At 41.6% G+C, this 904-nt stretch carries 2 tRNA genes and 1 rRNA gene; all 3 read right to left on the bottom strand.

The window, feature by feature from the left end:
• A 23S ribosomal RNA gene (locus tag B8965_RS00030) occupies positions 1-459 on the bottom strand; the annotation flags it as partial.
• 230 nt (positions 460-689) lie between these two features.
• Positions 690-765: transfer RNA gene (locus B8965_RS00025), tRNA-Ala, on the bottom strand.
• 60 nt (positions 766-825) lie between these two features.
• Positions 826-902, bottom strand: a tRNA-Ile gene (locus tag B8965_RS00020).
• Between the last annotated feature and the right edge of the window lie 2 nt (positions 903-904).

Genomic DNA, 904 nt, shown 5'->3' with positions numbered 1-904 from the left:
GGTTGGGGGTGGTCCCCCCAGATTCCCACGAGATTTCACGTGCCTCGTGGTACTCGGGATACCCGCCGGTTCGCTTTTCTTTTCGCTTACAGGACTGTTACCTTCTGCGGTTGACCTTTCCAGATCTATTCGACTAAGAAAATTGAACTTTATGCAGGTCCCACAACCCCAATCCCGAAGGATTGGTTTGGGCTTTTCCCTTTTCGCTCGCCGCTACTAGGGGAATCGAGTTTTCTTTATTTTCCTCCGGGTACTTAGATGTTTCAGTTCCCCGGGTTGCCTTCATATACCTATGTATTCAGTATATGATACTTGGATATTACTCCAAGCAGGTTGCCCCATTCGGAAATCTACGGATCGAAACTTGCTTGCAGCTCCCCGTAGCTTATCGCAGCTTACCACGTCCTTCATCAGCTCTTAGCGCCAAGGCATCCACCGTATGCCCTTTATAACTTGACCTTAATTTATATAAATAAACTCGCGTTTATTTATTTCTTGATTACTAAATTAAACTAAAATAAATACCTTAATGTAAATCAAGGTATAAATTAAATAAATTTAATTTATTTTCTTGCTAACCTTTTTACTCGACGAAATTTACGTTTTTAACTAGAATATATGTTGTTACACATAATTTAAGTTAAAAATTAAATTTTCTTTCTTCACTGTGTAGTTTTCAAAGAACAAAATGGTGGAGATAAGCAGATTTGAACTGCTGACCCCCTGCTTGCAAGGCAGGTGCTCTCCCAGCTGAGCTATACCCCCACGGTTGTGTGCAAAATAAATGCGTAATAATTTCTACTTTGCAATTTATTGTTTTATAAATGGTGGGCCTAGGTGGACTCGAACCACCGACCTCACGCTTATCAGGCGTGCGCTCTAACCAGCTGAGCTATAGGCCCTC

Origin of the sequence: Desulfonispora thiosulfatigenes DSM 11270 (assembly GCF_900176035.1) — a bacterium.
Classification (GTDB): domain Bacteria; phylum Bacillota; class Peptococcia; order Peptococcales; family Desulfonisporaceae; genus Desulfonispora; species Desulfonispora thiosulfatigenes.
Note: the sequence above shows the minus strand (reverse complement) of the source record. Positions and strands in the feature narration are given on the sequence as shown.